Annotated in this window: 19 protein-coding genes and 1 tRNA gene; 6 read left to right on the plus strand and 14 right to left on the minus strand. The window is 40.1% G+C overall.

All coding sequences use genetic code 11. The annotated features are described in order from the left end of the window. From NYG85_RS10985 to NYG85_RS11005, 5 genes are all read right to left on the minus strand, one after another. Positions 1–353: HTH domain-containing protein (locus NYG85_RS10985; RefSeq protein ID WP_284938631.1), on the minus strand; the 353-nt coding region annotated here is incomplete at its 3' end. A gap of 66 nt (positions 354–419) precedes the next feature. Then, positions 420–944, minus strand: coding sequence for a cytochrome c3 family protein (locus NYG85_RS10990; RefSeq protein ID WP_284938633.1), 525 nt, complete (start codon positions 942–944; stop codon positions 420–422). Beyond that, complete coding sequence (locus tag NYG85_RS10995) at positions 941–2,704, minus strand: FAD-dependent oxidoreductase (protein ID WP_284938634.1); 1,764 nt, start codon at positions 2,702–2,704, stop codon at positions 941–943. Before NYG85_RS10995 ends, NYG85_RS10990 begins: the two co-directional genes overlap by 4 nt. A 21-nt stretch (positions 2,705–2,725) precedes the next feature. Next, positions 2,726–3,862: a metalloid reductase RarA gene (locus tag NYG85_RS11000; RefSeq protein ID WP_284938636.1), complete on the minus strand. Its 1,137-nt coding sequence runs from the start codon at positions 3,860–3,862 to the stop codon at positions 2,726–2,728. 17 nt (positions 3,863–3,879) lie between these two features. Next, complete coding sequence (locus NYG85_RS11005) at positions 3,880–4,128, minus strand: hypothetical protein (RefSeq protein ID WP_284938638.1); 249 nt, start codon at positions 4,126–4,128, stop codon at positions 3,880–3,882. 126 nt (positions 4,129–4,254) lie between these two features. Here NYG85_RS11005 and NYG85_RS11010 point away from each other — a divergent pair, with 126 nt between their 5' ends. Beyond that, the gene (locus NYG85_RS11010) at positions 4,255–4,926 is read left to right on the plus strand and encodes a response regulator transcription factor (RefSeq protein WP_284938639.1); all 672 of its coding nucleotides are present in this window, start codon (positions 4,255–4,257) and stop codon (positions 4,924–4,926) included. Then, complete coding sequence (locus tag NYG85_RS11015; RefSeq protein WP_284938641.1) at positions 4,919–6,193, plus strand: ArsS family sensor histidine kinase; 1,275 nt, start codon at positions 4,919–4,921, stop codon at positions 6,191–6,193. Before NYG85_RS11010 ends, NYG85_RS11015 begins: the two co-directional genes overlap by 8 nt. A gap of 9 nt (positions 6,194–6,202) precedes the next feature. On the opposite strand, the gene NYG85_RS11020 is transcribed toward NYG85_RS11015, so the two are convergent. Both NYG85_RS11020 and NYG85_RS11025 read right to left on the minus strand, forming a co-directional pair. After that, a tRNA-Asn gene (locus NYG85_RS11020) sits at positions 6,203–6,277 on the minus strand. Between the two features lie 99 nt (positions 6,278–6,376). Beyond that, complete coding sequence (locus NYG85_RS11025; RefSeq protein WP_284938642.1) at positions 6,377–7,204, minus strand: pyridoxamine kinase; 828 nt, start codon at positions 7,202–7,204, stop codon at positions 6,377–6,379. 101 nt (positions 7,205–7,305) lie between these two features. On the opposite strand from NYG85_RS11025, the gene NYG85_RS11030 reads away from it, so the two are divergent. Genes NYG85_RS11030 through NYG85_RS11045 form a run of 4 tightly spaced genes read left to right on the plus strand, consistent with a single transcriptional unit; the run spans position 7,306 to position 10,388 of the window. Next, positions 7,306–8,517, plus strand: coding sequence for a saccharopine dehydrogenase family protein (locus tag NYG85_RS11030; RefSeq protein WP_284938643.1), 1,212 nt, complete (start codon positions 7,306–7,308; stop codon positions 8,515–8,517). Next, positions 8,507–9,313, plus strand: a complete 807-nt coding sequence (locus NYG85_RS11035) for a hypothetical protein (RefSeq protein ID WP_284938645.1) — start codon at positions 8,507–8,509, stop codon at positions 9,311–9,313. The genes NYG85_RS11030 and NYG85_RS11035 overlap by 11 nt, the downstream gene beginning before the upstream one ends. Then, entirely contained in the window at positions 9,300–10,214 is a 915-nt protein-coding gene (locus tag NYG85_RS11040) for a radical SAM protein (protein WP_284938647.1), read from the plus strand. The genes NYG85_RS11035 and NYG85_RS11040 overlap by 14 nt, the downstream gene beginning before the upstream one ends. A 45-nt stretch (positions 10,215–10,259) precedes the next feature. Then, a complete protein-coding gene (locus NYG85_RS11045) occupies positions 10,260–10,388 on the plus strand; it encodes a hypothetical protein (protein WP_284938648.1) in 129 nt (42 codons plus the stop codon). A gap of 129 nt (positions 10,389–10,517) precedes the next feature. Here the strand turns inward: NYG85_RS11045 and NYG85_RS11050 are convergent, their stop codons facing one another. From NYG85_RS11050 to NYG85_RS11080, 7 genes are all read right to left on the minus strand, one after another. Continuing rightward, entirely contained in the window at positions 10,518–11,078 is a 561-nt protein-coding gene (locus NYG85_RS11050) for a c-type cytochrome (protein ID WP_284938649.1), read from the minus strand. 50 nt (positions 11,079–11,128) lie between these two features. Next, positions 11,129–12,160, minus strand: a complete 1,032-nt coding sequence (locus NYG85_RS11055) for an aspartate-semialdehyde dehydrogenase (RefSeq protein ID WP_284938650.1) — start codon at positions 12,158–12,160, stop codon at positions 11,129–11,131. Between the two features lie 10 nt (positions 12,161–12,170). Next, entirely contained in the window at positions 12,171–13,319 is a 1,149-nt protein-coding gene (locus NYG85_RS11060) for a sigma-54-dependent transcriptional regulator (RefSeq protein ID WP_284938651.1), read from the minus strand. Between the two features lies 1 nt (position 13,320). Beyond that, on the minus strand, positions 13,321–13,716 hold the full coding sequence (locus NYG85_RS11065) for a hypothetical protein (protein ID WP_284938653.1): 396 nt from the start codon (positions 13,714–13,716) through the stop codon (positions 13,321–13,323). Beyond that, positions 13,692–14,189, minus strand: coding sequence for an LPP20 family lipoprotein (locus NYG85_RS11070; RefSeq protein WP_284938654.1), 498 nt, complete (start codon positions 14,187–14,189; stop codon positions 13,692–13,694). Before NYG85_RS11070 ends, NYG85_RS11065 begins: the two co-directional genes overlap by 25 nt. A gap of 36 nt (positions 14,190–14,225) precedes the next feature. Further along, a complete protein-coding gene (gene gyrA / locus NYG85_RS11075) occupies positions 14,226–16,832 on the minus strand; it encodes a DNA topoisomerase (ATP-hydrolyzing) subunit A (protein ID WP_284938655.1) in 2,607 nt (868 codons plus the stop codon). Positions 16,833–17,002: 170 nt separating this feature from the next. Further along, positions 17,003–17,371, minus strand: a 369-nt coding sequence (locus NYG85_RS11080; RefSeq protein ID WP_284937607.1) for a methyl-accepting chemotaxis protein, incomplete at its 5' end; no start/stop codon positions are given.

Below are 17,371 nucleotides of genomic sequence, written 5' to 3' on the forward strand. Positions count from 1 at the left end.
TCAATCTCGCCAAAATCCTGATTTTTAATCAAATATGCGTGATTTAGCTTTTCGTTTAAAATATCGGTTAAAAACGCATTATCAAGGCTAGGATAAAGCCCCTTTATACCGCTTAAAATCGCAAAATTCTTAATATCCTTAAAGCCAAGCTTGCCAAGCGCATAATCAGCGATAAAAAACAGGTCATTTTCACGCTCAATCGGCAGTGCGTTTAGCCTTACTAAATCCCTTTGTATCGTTCTTTTATCCACGCCAAACTCATCTGCTAAATCAGAAATTTTAAGCCTTTCGCCGTTATTTAGCCTAATGATAATCTGTGATAAACGTGTGGCAATTTTATCGTGAGCACTCATTTTTATCCTTTTTGAAAGGATAATTTTATCAAATAAAGATAAAATCCGCCAAAAAGTGGATTTAAACTATTTTTTATTTATAAACATTCTCCAACTGCTATCCACTCGCCAATCTATCTGGTGGCAGGTCGCGCAAGTGTTTAGCTTTTGGGGATGATGAACGGCGTGGCACGACTGGCATTCTAGCATTTCATTTGCTCTGTTATGAACGCTCTCGTGAGGGTTAGATAGGCCATAATGTGCCGTCTTTTTTCTAATCTCATCTACCTTATGACAGCCTATACACTGCTCGTTTTTAAAGCCCCTTTGATCTGCTGGCATTTTAAAATCGCCAGTTGCATACATTCTGACCTCATTTAGTTGCTCTGCTAGGGTTGGGACGTGGCAGTCGTGGCAGGTTACATTTGCGTCGTTGTGCTTTTTAGCCAACATATCGCCCTTGACAAAGCTGTCATACTCTGGTTGCATATTATGGCACATAATGCAAAATTCCGGCTTGTGACTAGCTGCTTGTACTTGATGATAAGCTATAAAGCCAACAATAGCAGCCACTACTAGTCCTATTAGTGTGTATTTTCTTTTCTTGCTCATACTCTCTCTCCTTTTGCATTTGCTGCTGCCTGATAACCTGCTAAGCGTCCATAGCATAAGCACGTTGCGTGGCTGGTGCCTGCTAAAACCACTGGGTAATCGCCCAAAAAGCGTCCGCCCATAACGTTACCGCAAGCATAAAGTCCTGAAATTTCGTTATATTCGGTATCTAGCACATTTGCACTGCTTGGCTCGACGCTAAATCCGCCCATTACGACTAAACTTGCTCCAACGTCCATTTTACCGGCATAAAATGGTGCGTGGCGAACAGGAAACATTCGCTTAGCAGTTTTACCAAAATCATCATCATATCCCTTATCGCATAGCTCGTTGTAGCGTTTTATGGTCGCTAAAAACTGCGTTTGTGCCTTTTTGTTATCTGGATATAGCTTGCTAGCAAGCTCTTCTATGCTGTTTGCTTTAAAAACGCCTGGCATCTCTTCAAGGTCTTTTACCGATATATACGATGTTTTGCCTATTGCCCACTGGCAGTCAGGTGGGAGCTTTGGATTATCCTCTGGTGCTACGCAGTGATTTACACTGCCGTGCGATACGCCCATAAACTCAACTTGCTCTGGGAATTTAGCATCAAAGACTTGCCAGCCAAAGCCTCCTGGTTGGCGAGAGAGTGGCTGAGTGACTTGCTGTCCGCTTAGATCTTCATTTGTAAAGCGCTCCCCCTTTGCGTTTGTTAGCAAAAACGCATCAACCCCAAGCGGTCCGCCAAGAGTATGAGCGACTGGTGCGTGCGGGCCGTCTTCTAGCTTTGCACCTATCCACGAGCCTAGTTTGTGTCCGTCGCCAGTGTTTGTTGGGTGGTTTTTATAATCTAAATTTGGAAACGGACAGAAGAAATTTGCAACCCACGGCACAAATGTTTTTACCATTTCAGGGTCGTTCATATAGTCCCCAGTGGCTAAAATCACCGACTTGGCATTTATCTTAATATACGAGCCGTCGCTCATATCTTGCGCGATTGCGCCTTGCATTTTGCCAGTTGTCTTATCGCGAAGTAGCTTTTTTGCGCGAGTTTTAAAGATATACTTTGTGCCTTGTTGTATTGACTTTTCATAAACTAGCTCCATCATCGGCTCTTGGCTAGGCAAAAACGTCATAACGGTCGGATAGCTTGGGCTATTTTCTTTACTTGGATCGTAAGTGGCTGGGAGCGGATAGTGCATTAGCATTATATTTATCTTGCTTCTATCAAGCTCTGTATCAGTTTCTCTCATAAAATGCACAGCAGGCGCAAGCTCTAACATCCAGTCAAAATCCTCTCCGCTGTGATCAGCCCAGTAGTTCCACACACGCTGGTCAGCGCGGTATCCCATTTGCTTTAAATGCTCATTTATGGCCGCGTGTTTATCATATTTAATGCCAAGTTCTCTTTGAAATTTATTACCAAGAGTGCCGTATTGACCGCTTCTAACCTGAAAGCGACCCGCCTTTTCTATCACGATTACTCTTACGCCCTTTTCACTAGCAGCACGTGCAGCGTGAAGTCCAGATACACCAGCACCGATAATAAGCACGTCTGTATCAAGCGTCTTAGAAATTTCGCTATCTGAAATTTGTGGCTCTTCGCCTAGCCATTTTGGTGCTTCTGGTGCCTTTGCTACCTCATCTTTTTTGTGGATAAGATGGTTGTTTGGGTTCTCACAGCCTGTTAGTAGTGCCGAGCCAGCCGCAACCGAGCCAATTGTAAGCACACTGCTATGCTTTAAAAACGAGCGACGCGATAGTTCATTTTTCTCTATCATTTTATATCCTTGCTTGAAATTTTATTTTAATATGTCAAAGTCGTAAGTTACTCTTAACCAAAGCTCTTCATCTGTCGTTTTGCCGTCAGAGCCACCGCTTGTGTATTTTAGCTCTCTATCCATAGTTTCATATATCGCAGATAGCTTTAAGCCCTTAATGGCAGGGACTTTGTAAGTAGCCTGTATATCCCAGCCCTCTACATCTATCCTAGTGCCAGGCGCTTGTCCGTGTAAGCCACCAGCTCTAACGTTACTGCTGTTATGCTGTTTGCCACTCCAATAATCAGCATCTAGTCTAAAACCATCAATGCCTACGTTGCTAAAATCATAACCCACGCTAAATTTGTGCAAATTCATACCAGCAAACGACATAAACAAAAATGGTCCATAAATCGGAGTGGCTGTAAATGCGCCAACGTCGTTGCCTATGCCTTGAAGTGCCATTTGGTTTTTGCTAACGGTTGAGTATGCGTATCTAAAATCAAAGCCATAAGCGTTATATAGCCCAAGCATACCAGTGTAAAAGTCGCCGTTAAAGTCAAAATTTTCTTTTAAAGAGCCATTTGTTCTTGAGCCTTTATACATAAAATCCACGCCAACGACTGCGTTTTCAAAAAGCACTGGCGTTTTATAACCAGCTGCGGCAAAGTAAAAGTCAATGTCGCCGTTTGAGTTAGCTTTATCATCATATTTTAAGCCAGTTACATTTGCATAACCAGCAGTTAGCGATACGCCAGAGATCCCACCATAAGTCACAAATGAGTTAAAGATGTTATCAAACTCATAACCATAAGGTCCAAAGCCACCGATGATAACCTTGTCTTTAAATCTTGGTGCGCCGTGGTCGCCACCTGTTACAGCGCTTGACCTACCTGAAAATTTCCAAAAGTCCGCTAAGCCAATCACAGTATTAATGCTATCAAGCTTTATCCTAGCGCTCACGCCCTCAAATGCCTCTTTATATCCCACATCTGTGTTGGTTGCAACAAGTGGTGGCACAAGTCCGGTGTATTTTGAGTTGTAGTATTGGCGACCAATTTTTAGGTCAATGTAGTCGCTTTCATATCCTAAATACGCCTCTGAAAGTGCAACGCCCTCGCTGTTCCAGTCGTATGCGTAAAATTCTTTTGCAGCACTTGAAGGGGCAAAATTTACCAAACCCTGAGCGGTAAGACCTAGTTAAAACCATAGTAAGAGCCAGTTAAAAATTTAAGCTCAGCTCCGATACCACCGATATGTTGGCGGTTTGGATTTTTGCTACTTGCTGGTGGGAAGTATTCGGTTTTATCCATATCGTAGTATGAAAATACACTACCGCCAATCGTGCTTGACTGCAAAGCCTCTGCTAGGCTCTCACTAGCACTAAGGCTAGATGTCAAAGCCACAAATGTGGCTAAACTAAGATTTAAAAAACGTGTCTTCATTTAATAAACTCCTTTAAAATTGTTAATGAAATGATAACACGAGGGCTTACTAAAACCGGTAAGATTTTGGTAACATAAAAAAATATTTTTAGTTTTAAATTTTTAAAATTTGATATAATCACCGCTATGATAGAAATTTTACTTATAGAAGATGACCTTGATTTGGCCGAGCTTTTAAAGTATGCACTTGCAAAAAGCGACATTGGCGTAACGATATCTACAAATCCGCTTGAAGGGCTTAAAATTTTACACGAGAAAAACACATTTGACGCCTTGGTGCTTGACCTTGGTTTGCCAGATCTTGACGGACTTGAAGTGTGTAAAAGCGTAAGGCTTAGCTACGCATCACTACCCATAATCATCTCATCAGCTCGTTCTGAAACGCTAGATAAGATAAAGGGCTTTGAGCTTGGAGCGGACGACTATATAGTAAAGCCTTATGACCCAATAGAACTTGCTTACAGGCTAAAAACTATACTTAGAAGAGGGCTTAGTGCTAACGATAACCATAAAACCTTTTGTGTTGATAAGCAAAGACGAGTCGTCATAAAAGATAAAAAAGAGCTACTGCTAACAAAAGCGGAATTTGACATTTTTCTCTACCTTTATGAAAAAGAGGGTATGGCTATACCAAGGGAGGATATCTTAATAAATTTAGGTCAGTCAAAATTTCAAAGCGGACTAAAAAGCATTGACGTAGCCATAGGTAGATTGCGTCAAAAGATAGGAGATGACCCTAAAAATCCGCAGTTTATCCACCCAGTTAGAGGCATAGGATATAAGTTTATCAATGCGTAGTGTTTCTATTGTCAAATTAATATCGCTATTCTTTTTTATCGCTCTTGGCATAGTAAATTTCGCATTTTTTGTAGAGTCAAAAAGGCAGGTAAGGGACGCTGAGTATTTTACCTACCAGCGATTTATGCTAGGTATGAGAATACGTGGACAAGAAGATAAAAATGTAACCAAACAGCTAGAACAAATCGGACTTAGAGACAGCAATCTCTCTACTGATAAGATTAGAAAAAACGGCGAGAAAATTCTAAGCAACTCATACGCTGATATGATAAGATACGATAAGAAGCTATATTTTGTGCCTAGGCTATCTCTTGCAGATGATGCGATGTTGTCTCGCATTATGGTTGCAGCCGGACTTGATCCAGCAAAAAAGGAGATCATCGCTAGAAATGAACTAGCTTTGGAGAATTTACAAGAGCTGTCGTCTCGTAACATCTGGCTACTTTGGCTCATCGTAGATATCGTAATGGTGCTATTTTTTGTGGTCGTGCTAAGAAAGCTGTTAAGGCTTAGAAATTTAAAAAATATAATAAGAGAGGCTGGAGAAAAAGATAAATTTAGACTGATAAAAACAGATACAGGTGATGAGATAGGGCAAATCGCTAGTGAGTTTAACACGACAATGCAAAAGATAAATGCGATAAAAGAAGCTAGGGCGCTGTTTTTACGCAATATCTTGCACGAATTTCGTAATCCGATAATGAAGGGGCGGATTATGATGGATATGATAGAGGAATTTTTGCAAGATGATAAATTTAAAAATAGGCTAAAACAAATTTTCATAAGGCTTGAAATAATCCTAGGCGAAGTCGTCAAGGTAGAAAAGCTGGTGTCTAATGAGTGGGAGCTTAAAAAGGATAAGCACCGAGTTATAGATATCATTGATCACTCAATAGACCTGCTCTTGCTAAAAGATACCAGTCGCATAGAGGTGCTAGTTGGCGATGAGATGAGTGCAGTGGATATTGATTTTGAGCTTTATACAACTGGGGTTAAAAACTTAATTGACAACGCCCTAAAATACTCAGGTGATAAAATTTTTGTAAGCATAGATAAAAACACAATCTGCATAAGTAGCACCGGCAAGAAGCTAGATGAAGATAGTCTTGACTTTGATAGGGCTTTTAATAGAAAGGTAGAAACCTCAAACTCCGGGCTTGGGCTTGGGCTTTACATCGCAAATCAAATTTTTAAAAAGCACGATCACGCTTTAAAATACAAACACGAAGATGGTAAGAATTGTTTTGTGATTTGTTTTGTGGATTAATTAAAAGAGTGGCTCCGGATGCTGGATTCGAACCAGCGACCAATCGGTTAACAGCCGACTACTCTACCGCTGAGCTAATCCGGAATGTTTCGTAAAAGAAGTTGTGATTTTATACAAAAAAAACTATTTTGTCAATAAAATTTAGCTTAAATTTTGCAATTTAAGCTAAAAAAATCAAAATTTCTACAAATTTTTAATCAAATTCGGCAAAGCGCTCTCAAAATCAACGCCGTACCAGTTGCGACTTTCATTCGCCAAAGTGCATTTTATCGCATCTAAAACAAAATTCGCAGCCGTTTTTATGGCGTTTTCTAAATTATCTCCAAGCACGATTTTTGAAAAAAGTGCCGAAGCGAACATATCGCCAGTGCCGTGAAATCGCTGCGGCACAAGCTCGTGAAAGTAGCTTGTAAGCTCATTTTTATCCCTGTCAAAGCCAAAAACGCCGCACGTTTTCTCATCGTAACTTATCCCTTTTAGCACGATTTTTTTGTTGCCAAACGCCTTTAACTTATCCAAAAGCTCGCCCACGAAATCGCTATCGTAGCCGTTTTGCGGATATTTGGTGCTTGTTAAAAAACAAGCTTCGGTTAAATTTGGCGTGATTATGTCGGCTTTCTTGCAAAGCTCACCCATCGCAGCGGCGAATTTTAGGTCAAAAATGGAGTAAAGTTTGCCGTTATCGCCCATACAAGGATCAACTAAAATTGGCGAATTTTTACCAAATTCATCAAAAATTTCAGCCATTTTTTCAAGCTGTAAAAAGCTACCTAAAAATCCGGTGTAAATGCCATCAAAGCCGATATTTTCGGCTCTCCAAGCCGTTTTAATCTTATCAATCTCATCCGTCAAATCGCAAAATGTGAAATTTTTAAATCCAGTGTGCGTTGAAAGCACAGCTGTGGGTAAAATCGCCGCTTCAATACCCATTGCAGAGATTATCGGCAAAGCCACGGTTAGCGAGCATTTGCCCACGCACGAGATGTCTTGTATCGTTAAAATTCGCTTCATTCTTATCCTTTTTGCGTTTAAAAGCATTGATTTTAGCACAAATTTAGAATTTTAATCAAATTTTTCGTATAATTAGCCAAATTTAAACAAAGGATAAACCCATGAAACATATCTTAATAATCGGCGCTGGCGGCGTAAGCCAAGTAGCGACCGTAAAATGTGCGATGAACTCGGACGTTTTTAGCAAAATAACACTTGCAAGTCGCACAAAATCAAAATGCGACGCGATCGCTAAATTTATAAAAGACCGCTTGAATGTCAGCATTGATACCGCTACGATCGACGCTGACGACACGGACGCAGTCGTTGAGCTTATTAAAAAGAGTGGCGCTGATTTATTACTAAATGTCGCCCTGCCGTATCAGGACTTAACGCTAATGGACGCTTGCGTAAAAGCTGGAATTCCTTACATTGACACCGCAAACTATGAGCACCCAGACACAGCCAAATTTGAATACAAGCTTCAATGGGCAAAAGATAGCGATTTCAAAAACGCAAATACAATGGCGCTTCTTGGCTCGGGCTTTGATCCGGGCGTTACAAACGTATTTTGCGCTTACGCACAGCAAAATTTGTTTGATGAGATAAACGAGATAGACATACTTGACTGCAACGCCGGAGATCACGGATACCCGTTTGCGACAAATTTCAACCCTGAAATCAACCTTCGTGAAGTAAGCTCAAAGGGCAGATATTGGGAGAACGGCGAGTGGATAGAAACCGAGCCAATGCAGATAATGTTTAAGTGGGACTACCCAAAAGTCGGCGTCAAAGACAGCTACTTGCTCTATCACGAGGAGCTTGAAAGCTTGGTTAAAAACATCAAAGGTTTAAAGCGAATTCGCTTTTTTATGACCTTTGGGCAAAGCTACTTAACGCATATGAAGTGCCTAGAAAACGTCGGAATGCTTAGAATTGATGAAGTTGAGCATAATGGCGTTAAAATCGTGCCGATTCAGTTTTTAAAGACTTTGTTACCAGACCCTGCCTCGCTTGGTCCTAGAACGAAAGGCAAAACTAACATCGGTTGCGTGATTAGAGGATTTAAAGACGGCAAAGAGAGGCAAGTTTATATCTATAACGTTTGCGACCACGAGGAGTGCTACGCCGAAACTGGCGCTCAGGCGGTAAGCTACACGACAGGAGTGCCAGCGATGATAGGCTCACTACTTGTCGCAAAAGGCGTTTGGAGCGGTAAGGGCGTGTTTAATATGGAGCAATTTGACGCAAAGCCGTTTATGGACGAGCTAAACAAACAAGGTCTGCCGTGGGAGATAATAGAGATGACTCCGGGCGAGAGATATGAAGTATGAAATTTACAAAATAGATGATAAAAGCGTAGCAGAGTGCCTAAGTAAGCACCCTGCTAAAAGCTCAAATATCTTTTTAGATGAAGTGTGTAAAATTTATCATCTAGATAAAAAACTAGGCGATTTTTCAGACCCTCGCTTGGCTTTTACTATGAGTTTTGTATCAATAAACGACTTTTTGTTTGGCATAAATGAAGCGACAAAATACAGCTACGAGCCAAAATTTTCGTTTGAATTTAGCGATGATAAGTTGCCAAATTTTAATGATTACGAGATTTTTGAGCGAAAAAGTGGCAATTTCAAGGTCTATTTTAACACCAATCACTATCTTTGTATCACTCAAAATAGCCAAATCAAAGATGAAAATGTCTTTAAAATCGTTATTTTACAAATCTATTTTTTAATCTACAACGAGCTTAAAAATGAGCTTTGGGACACATTAAAATCCCAAAATACAGATGAAATTTTAAAGGCAAGGGATAGATTTTTAAAATTTAAAGCACAAAGCGGATTTTTGATAAACGAAAACCGAACAGAAACCTTTAAAATTTACCAAAAAATCAAAAATTTTTACGATATTGACAGCAAACAAAATGAAATTTTAATGCTTTGTAAAGAGTATTTTGAGATAAAAAATGAAGAGCGAAAGATACGAGAATTTGAGCTTTCAAAGCGAAATCAAAAATTCCTAGCCGCCATAACCCTTATCATCACCCTACTCTCCTTGGTGAGCATTTTTAATGACGGCTTTGAACTTTTAAATAAATTTCAAATAGGGCAGACAAATGTCAGAAAATAACATAGTTTTTGGTCCAATAAACTCACGCCGTTTTGGCATTTCTCTTGGCATTGATTTAAGTCCAGCAAAAAAGTGCTGTAATTTTGACTGCGTTTATTGCGAATTAAGCCGTGCAAAAACGACACAAAAGATAGAAAATCCGCCAAGTGTGGCTGAAATTTTAAGCGAAGTCAGCACCGCTTTAAGCCAAAAAAGCGGGATTGATGTAATAACAATTACAGCTAACGGCGAACCGACACTTTATCCTTACCTAAACGAGCTGATTTTGGAGCTAAAAAAGATAAAAACCACGCAAAAACTACTCATTTTAAGCAACGGCTCTGGGGTTTTAAAAGATGAAATTTTTAACGCACTTTTGGGGCTTGATATCGTTAAATTTAGCCTTGATAGCGTGAATAAAAAGAGCTTTGTCAAGATTGACAGGACGGCGAAATTTGACCCAAACGAGCTTGTTAAAAAAATGAGTGAATTTAGGCGAGTTTTTAGCGGTGAGCTTGTGCTTGAAGTGCTTGTAGTTAGCGGTTTTAACGACACAAGGAGCGAATTTGTAGCCCTAAATCGGGCTTTTGGCGAGATTTTGCCACACAGGGTTGATATTAGCACGATTGACAGACCGCCTTCATACAATGTGCGTGGGATTTCAAGCGATGAGCTACACGAGCTTTCAAAACTCATCACAAATGCCCCAGTGGCAGTCGCTACAAAAAGACAAAGTAGTGTAAAATACGATTTTAGCGAAGCCCAAATAATGGCAATGCTCTCACGCCGACCACAAAGTCAGCTAAATGTGGCTGAAAATTTCTCTGAAATTTCACAAAAAAACCTAGAAAATCTAATAAAAAATGACAAAATCAAAACAGAAAATGTCGCCGGAGTTTTGTTTTATAAGTTAAAAATTTAGCCGTTATAAACGAGCAAATTTAGATGAGTTTTTAGCGGTGAGTTTGTGTTTAAAGTGCTTGTAGTTAGCGGTTTTAACGACACAAAGAGCGAATTTCTAGCCCTAAATCGGGCTTTTGGCGAGATTTTGCCACACAGGGCCAATTTAACAATATCCGTGAGTTTGAAGCAATGAGCTACACAAAAACTCATCGCAAATATCGCCGCAAAAAGAGAAGGTGGCGATTTTAAAAAACGCAACTAAACGCCACGTTTAAAGGATAAAATGCTTAAAATTTTATGTAAAATTTTAAGCATTTTTAGTTTATCTTAGGTAGCTGCCTCTGCTTTTTTGTGTTGAAACTGGTTGGTTTTCAACCTCTATTGCCTCATCAGCATAAGCATCCTTGCCCTTGATATAAAAAATAATCGCCCCAAGGTCGGCGTTTGTGATTGATTTTGCGATATTTTGCATTACAGAGCGTGTGCTTTTGCCAAACTCAGAATCGCTTCGGTATGAGATAATGCTATCTTCAATATCCTTTGCGTCCATATCTTTTAGCATTGTCGTTCCGCTTGGGCGTTTTTGCATATCGGTGCCGTGACACGAGGCACATTTAGCTTCATAAAGCTCCTTGCCAAGTGACGCCGAGTAGCGACCACGCTTATTCACACCAGTCTTAATTAGCCTTGTGTCCTTGTATTTTCGTGGGTCTTCGTCTATAAAAATTTCAACGCTTGTGCCGTTTTTTTGGGCATACTCTTTTGCCATTTGGGCGATTTCTTTGCCAAGTTCGCCACTTGCTTTTATGAAATAAACCTCGTTTGCACCAAAGGCAAAAAGGCTAAAACAGCACAACATTGAGATTTTTCTTAAAATTTTCATCTACTTTCCTTTAAAAAATTCAGGCGATTATACCAAATCTTATTTAAAATTTATTGATTTTCAGGCAACTCTATCCACTTTTGTGCGATTCTAACGGCATTTGTCGCAGCCCCGACTCTAATTTGGTCAGCACTGCACCAAAGATGAAGCACGTTGTCGCGATAGTTATCTTTTCTGATTCTACCCACATACGTGTCGTTTGTATCGGTTGCGTGAAGTGGCATTGGATACTCTTTTTTGCTTGGGTTATCAAGCAACACAACGCTTGGGGCTTTGCTTAGAATTTCTTTTGCCTTTGCGACATCTACGCTATTTTTAAAGTGTATCGTGATAGCTTCTGAGTGGCTTCTAAGCACTGGCACACGCACACAAGTGGCTGAAACCTCCATTTTTTTATGCAAAATTTTCTGAGTTTCTTTAACCATTTTCATCTCTTCTTTTGTGTAGTCATTTTCTAAAAAGACGTCAATGTGCGGGATTACGTTAAATGCTAGGCGGTGTGCAAAGACCTTTGCTTCGCACTCATCAAGCTTAAACTCAAAGAATTTTTGAAGCTGTAACACAAGCTCCTCCATACCCTCCTTACCAGCGCCACTTGCTGCTTGATAGGTGCTTACATCAACACGCTCAATGTCAAAAGCGTCATCAAGTGGCTTTAAAATTTGCACCATTTGGATTGTTGAGCAGTTTGGATTTGCGATTATGCCTGTTTCTTTATAAAGTGCGATATCGCCAGGATTGCACTCTGGCACGACAAGTGGGACATTTTCTTGCATTCTAAAATGGCTCGTGTTATCAATCACGACCGCACCACTAGCTGCCGCAACTGGGGCAAATTTCTCTGAAACCGACCCGCCGGCTGAGAAAAATGCGATATCTATCTCGTGCTCGTCCCAGACTTCGTTTGTAAGCTCTTTTACCTTATAGCTCTTGCCGTTAAACTCAATCTCACTCCCTGCACTTTTGCTACTTGCAAGTGGCAAAACTTCGCCAACTGGGAAATTTACCTCACTTAAAACGTTAAAAATCTCCTCGCCAACCGCACCAGTGGCACCGACAACCGCTATGTTAAATTTTCTCATTTTTGCTCCTTTATCTGCTTTTTCTGCCTTGTAAAAATAGATCATCTGCCGTTATTTTAGCACCTTCGCTTAAAATCGCAGCCCTTTGTGTGATTGAGATTAGCTCTCTTATGTTGCCAGGATATGAGTAGCCTAAAAGCTCGCTTATTGCCTCATCGCTAAAAGATTTTTCGCCAAGCTCATATTCATCACATACCTTTTTAAGCACGGCGTTTGCGATAGCTTCTATCTCGTCCTTTCGCTCACGAAGTGGCGGGATTAAAAGCGGGATTGTATTTAAGCGGTAAAATAGATCCTCTCTAAATTTTGCGTTTTTGATTAGCTCATCTAAATTTGCGTTTGTCGCGCATAAAATTCGCACATCAATCTTTATAGGTTTTGTGCCGCCAAGCCTTGAAATTTCACGCTCCTGAATGGCACGAAGTAGCTTTGGCTGTAAATTTATAGGCATCTCGCCAATCTCATCTAAAAACAGCGTCCCGCCGTTTGCAAGCTCAAAAAGCCCAGCTTTTTGCGTCGTAGCGTCGGTAAATGCACCCTTTTCAAAGCCAAAAAGTTCGCTCTCAATGAGATTTTCTGGAATTGCAGCCATATTTATGGCGATAAATGGCTTATCTTTTCGTTTTGAGTTTTTATGGATAAAATTTGCAAAAACCTCTTTGCCAACGCCACTCTCGCCCATTATCATCACGCTTGCATCAGTCACGGCAGCTTTTAAAGCGATATTTTTAGCCCTTTTTAAAGCCTCTGAGTCACCTACAAAGTCGCTTTTGATATTTGAAATTTTTATCTGTTTTGTGCTGATTTTCTCGCGCTCTTTTTGCACCCTTTTTATCGCTTCATAAAGGGTATTTACGTCAAATGGTTTTGTTAAAAAGTCCTTAACACCAAGCCTAACGCTCTCAATGGCTCTATTTAACGTGGCATTGCCAGTCATTATGATGACATCAAATTTGCCGTTAAGCTCCTTTATAAATTCAATGCCATCAAGTCCGGGCATATTTATGTCAGTCACGATTAAATCTGTCGTGCTATCAAGCTTTTTAAGTGCTTCTGTGGCTGATTTATAGCACTTTACATTTAGCTCATCGTAGTCGCTAAGTGCGATTTCAAGGGACTTTCTCATATTTATATCATCTTCAACGATAGCTACGTTCATCTTACCTCCCTTGAAAAACCAAAATAATAGCTGAATTTGGCTTAAATTCTATTGTAAAATGTATCGGTTTTATTGCTAAATTTGTATTTTTATAGACATTTATGCCCTGTTTTTTTATCTCATCTTGCACATTTATTTTTTGATTTGCAAAGCACTCAAAAAGTGCGTCCTCGTGGCGTTTTAAAAAGCTAATCGTGGTTTGATTCTCATCTTTTTTGCCAAAAATTTCGCAAATATAATTTGATGATTTTGTGCTTTTTACCATTGATTTTGAGATATTTAAATTTTGTGAGCTGATTATGTAGTTTTTGACACTCACATTAGCCCAAAAGATAAACTCTTCTGAGCTAAATGTGAAATTTATAAGTGCGATTAATAAGCAAAGACTTCTTGCCACTTGTCTTGGTCAATATCAAGTTTCATTCTAACGGTGTAAAGTCCGCTTTTAAAGCCCTCTTCGGTGATTGTGGCGTTTTTTACAAGACCTTGTACCTTTGTTGTGATTGAGCTATCTTTAAGCATAGCATCACGCACGGTGTCTTCTGCGTTGATTTTTACGCCATAAAGCTTACCAGCAAGCTGAGAGTATGCATCAGCCATAGCAGCACGCTTTGCTAGGGTTAGCGCTTGTGCCTGAGATACGGCGTTTATGGGTGCTATACCCTCGCCAACAGCCACAAAGCTAACCTGAGCTGGTGTGCTATCAAAAATCATCTTCTCCTTTTTCATCACTTCACGCAGGTCATCTTTATCCACCTTTTGAATCACGACCTCGCGCTGTGCCGTGCTTGTAGGCTCTCCCATAAATCCATTAAAAGAACAACCGCTAAAAATCGCCAAAAAAGCGAGTAGAAAAGCAAAATTTTTCATCTTAATCCTTTGAAATTTAGGCTTGTTAAGCAAAATTTATTCCAAATCCAGCCCATCATCACTCTCGTCAGTATCTTCACTAGCTTTTGGACATCTTGCGATACTTACGACATCATCGCCATCTACATTTACGACTATTACGCCACTTGTGTTGCGTCCGGCTTTTCTAATGCTTTGCATATCAACTCTTATCATCTTGCCACTTGAAGTAAGAGCCATTAAATCCTGCTCATCATCAACCATAACAACACCGACTAAATCACCTGTGCGATTGTTTAGCTTCATACAGATAACACCCTTGCCACCGCGGTTTGTGAGACGATACTCATCAGCCGTCGTGCGTTTGCCAATGCCCTTTTGAGATATGCTTAATACCTCTTGGCTGTCACTTTCAATTACGGCAGCCCCAACGACCTCATCGCCTTGTTCTTTAAATTTAATACCAGTTACACCGCGTGCACTTCTGCCCATTTGGCGAACTTTACTTACATTAAATTTAAGGCACATACCCTTTTTAGTAACGATAAAGAGTTTTTTCTCGCCACTATCATCTAAATTTTCATCACCACTCTCATCGCTGTTTTCGTCCGTAATTTCAGGTTGCAATACGACATTTTCTTCGCCGTCAATATTAGTAGAATTTTCATCATCTGGGATAAAATCATCGCTATTTTCAACGATCAAAGCGGTTACAAGCTCATCGTTTTCATCAAGGCTAATTGCCCTAACGCCGATTGAGCGGATGTTTTTAAACTCGCTTAAATTTGTGCGTTTTACTACGCCGTTTTTAGTGAAAAACGCCAAAGATTTACCCTCGCTAAAATCGGTCGTTGGGATTATCGCCATAATTTTTTCATCAGCTTGAAGCTGGACTAAATTTACAACCGCCTTGCCTTTTGCCGTGCGTGAACCTTCTGGAATTTTATAAACTTTTAGCCAGTATAATTGACCCCTATCTGTTACAAACATAAGCGTATCATGTGTGTTTGAGGTAAAGAAGCTCTCAATAAAATCATCATCGTAAGTCGTGACCGCTACCTTACCCTTGCCACCACGCTTTTGCTTCTCGTATTGCTTACTTGGCACACGTTTGATATAGCCACGATGAGTTATGGTAACGACCATATTTTCATTTGGAATAAGGTCTTCAATGTCAATATCATCGTAATCATCAACAATTTCAGTAATGCGTGGAACTTTAAATTTAGAGCGAATTTCTTTTAGCTCATCTCTAATTATATTTTCAAGAAGCTCTTCGCTTTTTAGAATTTTACTTAGTCTTTCAATCTCTTCAAGAAGTGCCTTTAACTCGCTCTCTATCTCATCTCGACCCAAATTCGTAAGCTTACTTAAACGCATATCAAGGATCGCATTTGCTTGAAGCTCACTTAGACCAAAATTCTCCATTAGCCCAGCACGAGCAGTCGCTGTATCAGCACTATTTCTTATTAAATTTATAACAGCATCAATGTTATCAAGTGCGATTTTTAAGCCCTCTAAAATGTGAGCTCTTGCACGAGCCTTTTCAAGCTCAAAAATCGTTCGGCGGATAATAATCGTCTTTCTATGATTTAAAAATAACTTTAATAACTCAATTAGATTAAATACCTTTGGCTCTTTGTTATCAATGGCAAGCATTATAACACCAAAGGTGCTTTCCATTGTCGTTGATTTAAAGAGGTTATTTAGCACGATATCGCTCATCGCGTCACGTTTTAGCTCAATGACAACGCGAATCCCCTCTCTATCGCTCTCATCTCTAACTTCGCTAATGCCCTCAATTTGCTTTTCCTTTACAAGCTCGGCAATCTGCTCAATTAGTCGTGCCTTATTTGTCTGATAAGGTAGCTCGTCAATTACGATTACATCTTTGTTTGGCTTCTTTTCAATATGAGTTTTTGCCCTGACTTTAACGCGTCCTCTGCCAGTGCGGTAAGCCTCAATAATGCCTTTTTTGCCAAATATTATGCCACCAGTTGGAAAATCTGGTCCTTTGATATGTTGCATAATCTCTTCAAGCGTAGCATTTTTATTATCCAAAACAAGCAAAAGTCCGTCAATTAGCTCATCAAGGCTGTGCGGTGGTATGTTTGTAGCCATACCAACAGCAATACCGCTTGATCCGTTTAAAAGCAAATTTGGCACACGGCTTGGAAGCACATCTGGCTCCATTTCGCTACCATCGTAGTTTGGGACAAAATCAACGGTTTCTTTTTCAATATCGCTTAAAATTTCTTCGCTTAATTTTGTCATCTTTGCTTCTGTATAACGCATAGCCGCAGCGCTGTCGCCGTCAATTGAGCCAAAGTTTCCCTGTCCATCAACGCTAGGATAACGCATAGAAAAGCTCTGTGCCATACGAACGAGTGCGTCATAAACAGCCATATCGCCGTGTGGGTGGTATTTACCGATAACATCGCCCACGATACGTGCTGATTTGACATATTTTGCACTAGCACGGACACCAAGCTTATGCATCGCATAAAGGATACGCCTATGAACTGGCTTTAAGCCATCCCTAGCGTCTGGCAAGGCACGACCGATGATAACGCTCATTGAGTAGTCAAGATAACTCGCCTTTATAGAGTCTTCAATGTCTATAACCTGAATATCTTGGTTTTGATTTAGTAAATTTTCTTCCATATTTATCCTTAAAAATAACTATGGATTTTACCCAAAATTTAATAAAAAGTTTCTAAACTCGCAAATTAGAGACTTTGGCTATGTTTTAAAATTTGCTAAAAAAGATTTATTTTAAAGTGTTGGAATTTAAAAAGCAGTTATAAAATCAAAAGGGGTTTTCACCCCTTTAATTAAAATTTCTTTTTTCTTACATCAGCGACAATGGCTTTTGCCATATCATCAACTTCGGCGGTTACTTCGTTTGTGCGGTTTGCTACGCCGACATTTGCACGAGTGAGATTGTCTATTTGGGCGACGCTTTGATTTATCATATTTATGCCGTCGGCTTGTTCTTTGATTGACTCGCTCATTTCGTTGATTGATTGGGCTAAAACGTTTGTGTTTGCTTCTATTTCGCCAAGCGATTTTTGTGTGCGTTCAGCTAGTTTTCGCACCTCATCAGCTACGACTGCAAAGCCCCTGCCGTGCTCACCAGCACGTGCAGCTTCAATGGCAGCGTTAAGTGCCAGCAGGTTCGTTTGATCGGCGATATCACGAAT

The organism is Campylobacter gastrosuis (assembly GCF_030249845.1).
In the GTDB taxonomy this organism is placed as follows: Bacteria; Campylobacterota; Campylobacteria; order Campylobacterales; family Campylobacteraceae; genus Campylobacter_A; species Campylobacter_A gastrosuis.

What these genes read in the sequence shown, in the direction of transcription:
- NYG85_RS11010 (WP_284938639.1), top strand. Translation starts at nt 4,255, where the DNA reads ATGATAGAAATTTTACTTATAGAAGATGACCTTGATTTGGCCGAGCTT.
- NYG85_RS11040 (WP_284938647.1), top strand. Translation starts at nt 9,300, where the DNA reads ATGTCAGAAAATAACATAGTTTTTGGTCCAATAAACTCACGCCGTTTT.
- NYG85_RS11035 (WP_284938645.1), top strand. Translation starts at nt 8,507, where the DNA reads ATGAAGTATGAAATTTACAAAATAGATGATAAAAGCGTAGCAGAGTGC.
- NYG85_RS11030 (WP_284938643.1), top strand. Translation starts at nt 7,306, where the DNA reads ATGAAACATATCTTAATAATCGGCGCTGGCGGCGTAAGCCAAGTAGCG.
- NYG85_RS11005 (WP_284938638.1), bottom strand. Translation starts at nt 4,128, where the DNA reads ATGAAGACACGTTTTTTAAATCTTAGTTTAGCCACATTTGTGGCTTTG.
- gyrA (WP_284938655.1), bottom strand. Translation starts at nt 16,832, where the DNA reads ATGGAAGAAAATTTACTAAATCAAAACCAAGATATTCAGGTTATAGAC.
- NYG85_RS11055 (WP_284938650.1), bottom strand. Translation starts at nt 12,160, where the DNA reads ATGAGAAAATTTAACATAGCGGTTGTCGGTGCCACTGGTGCGGTTGGC.
- NYG85_RS11015 (WP_284938641.1), top strand. Translation starts at nt 4,919, where the DNA reads ATGCGTAGTGTTTCTATTGTCAAATTAATATCGCTATTCTTTTTTATC.
- NYG85_RS10995 (WP_284938634.1), bottom strand. Translation starts at nt 2,704, where the DNA reads ATGATAGAGAAAAATGAACTATCGCGTCGCTCGTTTTTAAAGCATAGC.
- NYG85_RS11025 (WP_284938642.1), bottom strand. Translation starts at nt 7,204, where the DNA reads ATGAAGCGAATTTTAACGATACAAGACATCTCGTGCGTGGGCAAATGC.
- NYG85_RS11070 (WP_284938654.1), bottom strand. Translation starts at nt 14,189, where the DNA reads ATGAAAAATTTTGCTTTTCTACTCGCTTTTTTGGCGATTTTTAGCGGT.
- NYG85_RS11050 (WP_284938649.1), bottom strand. Translation starts at nt 11,078, where the DNA reads ATGAAAATTTTAAGAAAAATCTCAATGTTGTGCTGTTTTAGCCTTTTT.
- NYG85_RS11060 (WP_284938651.1), bottom strand. Translation starts at nt 13,319, where the DNA reads ATGAACGTAGCTATCGTTGAAGATGATATAAATATGAGAAAGTCCCTT.
- NYG85_RS10990 (WP_284938633.1), bottom strand. Translation starts at nt 944, where the DNA reads ATGAGCAAGAAAAGAAAATACACACTAATAGGACTAGTAGTGGCTGCT.